Origin of the sequence: Anaerococcus kampingae (genome assembly GCF_046365475.1) — a bacterium.
Classification (GTDB): domain Bacteria; phylum Bacillota; class Clostridia; order Tissierellales; family Peptoniphilaceae; genus Anaerococcus; species Anaerococcus kampingae.
This window is the reverse complement of record NZ_JBGMEF010000047.1, coordinates 1-3,665: the sequence shown is the minus strand read 5'-3', so window position 1 is coordinate 3,665 and position 3,665 is coordinate 1. Positions and strand designations below refer to the sequence as shown.

The 3,665-nt window shown below is 36.1% G+C and carries 7 protein-coding genes; 2 read left to right on the top strand and 5 right to left on the bottom strand.

Annotated features, from left to right (window positions below; genetic code table 11):
- Positions 1-3: 3 nt before the first annotated feature.
- From ACCQ42_RS09785 to ACCQ42_RS09775, 3 genes are read right to left on the bottom strand one after another with little or no spacing between them, the layout of a single operon-like run.
- Entirely contained in the window at positions 4-1,071 is a 1,068-nt protein-coding gene (locus tag ACCQ42_RS09785) for a LacI family DNA-binding transcriptional regulator (protein WP_410036028.1), read from the bottom strand.
- Positions 1,072-1,081: 10 nt separating this feature from the next.
- Positions 1,082-1,636 carry a chromate transporter gene (locus ACCQ42_RS09780; RefSeq protein WP_410036027.1) on the bottom strand — a complete coding sequence of 185 codons (555 nt, stop codon included), beginning with the start codon at positions 1,634-1,636 and terminating at the stop codon, positions 1,082-1,084.
- Positions 1,626-2,183: a chromate transporter gene (locus ACCQ42_RS09775; RefSeq protein ID WP_106461467.1), complete on the bottom strand. Its 558-nt coding sequence runs from the start codon at positions 2,181-2,183 to the stop codon at positions 1,626-1,628. The genes ACCQ42_RS09780 and ACCQ42_RS09775 overlap by 11 nt, the downstream gene beginning before the upstream one ends.
- Before the next feature lie 72 nt (positions 2,184-2,255).
- On the opposite strand from ACCQ42_RS09775, the gene ACCQ42_RS09770 reads away from it, so the two are divergent.
- The gene (locus tag ACCQ42_RS09770; protein ID WP_410036026.1) at positions 2,256-2,747 is read left to right on the top strand and encodes a dihydrofolate reductase; all 492 of its coding nucleotides are present in this window, start codon (positions 2,256-2,258) and stop codon (positions 2,745-2,747) included.
- Positions 2,737-2,982, top strand: a complete 246-nt coding sequence (locus ACCQ42_RS09765; RefSeq protein WP_265238202.1) for a hypothetical protein — start codon at positions 2,737-2,739, stop codon at positions 2,980-2,982. Before ACCQ42_RS09770 ends, ACCQ42_RS09765 begins: the two co-directional genes overlap by 11 nt.
- Positions 2,983-3,057: 75 nt before the next feature.
- Here the strand turns inward: ACCQ42_RS09765 and ACCQ42_RS09760 are convergent, their stop codons facing one another.
- A complete protein-coding gene (locus tag ACCQ42_RS09760) occupies positions 3,058-3,324 on the bottom strand; it encodes a Txe/YoeB family addiction module toxin (RefSeq protein WP_410036025.1) in 267 nt (88 codons plus the stop codon).
- On the bottom strand, positions 3,325-3,573 hold the full coding sequence (locus ACCQ42_RS09755) for a type II toxin-antitoxin system Phd/YefM family antitoxin (RefSeq protein ID WP_410036024.1): 249 nt from the start codon (positions 3,571-3,573) through the stop codon (positions 3,325-3,327). It lies immediately after the preceding gene.
- Positions 3,574-3,665 lie beyond the last annotated feature (92 nt).

Here is a 3,665-nt window from a genome sequence, read left to right as displayed (position 1 = left end):
GATTTAACTATTCTGCAACATCACCTTAAAAATTATTTTTGATTTAATTTCTTTTTTGTAAATATGGCCTACCTCTAGCTTAGGGTGAAGATTTCTAATTAGGATATTAACTAATATTTTTACGGCCTCACGCCCTTCTTCTAGGGGATTATTGTCTATTATGCACTTGCATATATCTTTCCTAAGATAAGATTCAGATTTTTTATTTCGTCCAGCTATTATAAAAAACACATCATCCTTTAATTTATAATTTTCTATCTTATCCGCCAGATAATTGCTCGCCCTAGCCGTTGTTGCAAAAGCTATATCGATTTTTTGCTCTGCCAATAATTCTTTTATTTTTTCATCTAGGTCTTCTTCAAATTGATCAAAGGAATATATATTTGACTCAGCGTGATTTTTGGCCAAATAAGCTCTAAAACCAAAGCTTGTTAGGTCCTCACCAAAAAATTTTTCCTTTTGATTTTCAATTAATAATACATTTTTAAAGTCTTTTTTGAAATAGCCAAACATCTCTCCAGCCAGTCTACCTATTACTTCTGCCTGGTCAGTTACAAGGAAATTAGCCATTAAATCATGTTTTTTCTTGTGGATAGCAATTACAGGTACATCATTATCATAGAGATCATTTATATAATCAGTAAGCTCGAAGTTATCTCCTATTAGATAAACTAGGATGGCATCTATTTTTACCCCTTGATTTTCAAGGGCAGCCAACTTATCCAAGTATTTCCTATCAACTTCATCAAAAGATTGACCCTCATAATATAGTTCGTGAAATTTAATATTAAAATTTTCTACTTCCCTTTTGCCTGACTTATAGCCCCTCCAAAGTAAGTCAGTGTAATAGCTCGCATTTTCATCCTTTATTGGAAAAATTACCACTACATTCATTTCTTTTCGCATTGTTTTAGCTATGACATTGGGGGTATAACCCATTTCTTTCGCCATTTCTATAACCTTGTTACGGGTCTTTTCTCCAACCCCTTCCTTGTTATTTAAAGCTCTTGAAACTGTCGCGGTACTTACTCCCAATTTATTGGCAAGGTCTACAATGTTTATTTTACTCATACTTATCTCCTTAAATGACCAAGGTCAAGAGCAAATAGGCTGCCCCGCCTGCGACCATGACCTTTATTGGGTCCAGGTCTTTTTTTAGCATTATTATTAGTGAACCTATAAATATTCCTAGCATTTTTATATCAAAACTGGCTAGGGCTGGGGACGCTTCGCCAAACATGGCCGTTTTTCCTATGTCTATGCCTGCTATTAGGATCATCACGACTATGGCTGGCCTTAGGTATTTTAGGATATTTTCTATTAGGGCTAGGTCCTTGTATTTTTTATAAAAATATGACAGAGCTCCGACAATTATTGCCGATGGTAGGATGCAGCCGGCTGTGGCTACCATGGCTCCAGCAAGGCCTGCAACCCTTGTCCCTACAAAGGTTGCGGAATTTATGGCAATAGGTCCTGGTGTCATTTGGCTGATGGTGATTAGGTCGTTAAACTCACTTGCCCCTAGCCAGGCATTTTCTACCACTACCTCTTGTTGGATGAGGGGTAGGGCTGCATAGCCTCCCCCAAAGGAGAATAGGCCGATTTTTATAAAGCTTATAAATAATTTAAGAAGCATGCTTTCTCCTTTCAATAATCGAACTTATTGTGCCAAGGACTATCAGGCTTAAGATTATATAGACAATATTGACCTTAAAAATAAAGGCTGCTATAAAAGCTGCCACCATTATGATAGGGGCAATTTTTGACCCTTCCTTTAGGATATCCTTAGTCATATCGTAAGATACCTTAAAAATCAGAGCGGCAATTGCTGCCTGCATGCCCTTTAGAAAGGTTGCTATATAAATATTTGAGATGAAGGCCTGATAAAACATCGAAATTACCGATATGATTATAAGGGGTGGTAGGCTTGTGCCAAGGATTGCAACGACCATACCAGGGATCCCTCCTATTTCATAGCCTACAACCACAGATGCATTGATTGCGACAGCTCCTGGTGCCGACTGGGCTATGGCTGTCATATCGAGCATTTGCTCTTCATCTATCCATTTTAATTTATCTACAAAACTATCTTTCATAAGGGTTATGATTACATAACCACCTCCAAAGGTGAAGGCTGAAAGATAGAAGGTTGACTTAAAGATTTGCCATAATTTATTTTTCATATCTACCTCTTTCTCCTTACACTTTACTATTTATTTTCTATCTTTCTTGGGTATAAATAAATCGGAGGGATTATGAAGGTAATTTTAGCAGTTGATAAAAATTGGGCCATAGGCAAGGATAATAAGATGCTTTACGATATAAAGACAGACCTTGCCCACTTTAAAAATACGACCATGGGATCGGTTTTAATTATGGGAAGAAAAACCTTCGATTCAATGGGCAGGGCCCTACCAGGTAGAGAAAATCTGATTTTATCTAGAGATAAAAATCTAAAAAGAGAGGGAGCCAGGGTCTTTAATGATCTAGAAAGCCTTCTTTCCTATATAAAGAATCTTGATAAGGAAACTTTCCTAATTGGAGGGGCAGAACTTGTAGACCTGCTTATAGATTATTGCGATGGAGCCATCATTACAAAGATTGATGCCACAAGACCTGCAGAAATTTTCCTTCACAATTTCGATACAGATCCTAATTTTAGGATAAAAAGTGAGTCTGATCCAATTTTTGAAAATGGACTTAGCTTTAAATATGTAGAATATGAAAGGATAAAAAATGAAAGATAAGATACTTTTTGTAAGCGACCTCTGCCCAGATTGTGCAAATATCCTAGCAGAAGCCAAAGAAAACCCAGAAAAATACGCAGAATACGACATGGTAAATATAACCTCATCCATGCCAAGCCTTAAGCTATTTCTAAAATATAGGGACACCCTAGATGGCTATGCTGATGTAAGGGCAGCCCACAGGGCAGGAGTGCCTTCTGTAGTTATTGGAGAAAATGAAGTAGAATTTTTATAAAGAGAAAAGACCAGCTAAAAAAATAGCTGGCCTTTTTGATAGGCTTCATCAGGTTTTCCTATCATAAATTTAAGCTTAATTAAATTCATTATGGGACCACATAGAAATTATTTTTATGATTTTCTCCTCCTCATAAACTTGATAAACCAGTCTATGTTTGATATTTATTCTCCTTGAATAAGCTCCTTTTAGGTCACCTAGAAGTTTCTCATAAGAAGGTGGTCTTTGGTAGGGATTTTCTTTTATTAGGTCTATAAGATTTTTTGTTTTTGTATCAAGCTTTGCTTGCTTTAGCTTTTTAATATCTCCTGTAGCTTTCTTGGTGTAGACAATCTTATACATCTACCAAGTTACCTCTTCTTCGCTTATACACTCATCTAGAGGCATAGCTAGGCCTTCTAGGATTTTTTGGTTTAACTTATCATTTAGCTTTATTTCCAATGTAGCAAGTAGGTTGTTGTAATCTTCTTCGCTTATTAAAACAGCATTTCCATCCTTGCTAGTAATATTAATGGCTTCATTGTACATGGTAGTTCTTTTTACAATATTATAAAGGTCTTTCCTAAAATTTGAAACATTTACCTTATCCATCCTATCCTCCTAGTTATAAAAAACGTACGCTTTTTTTATTATTGTACCTCAGGTTTAAGAATTGATAATCGAATAGGGGCTAAGATCTAGCC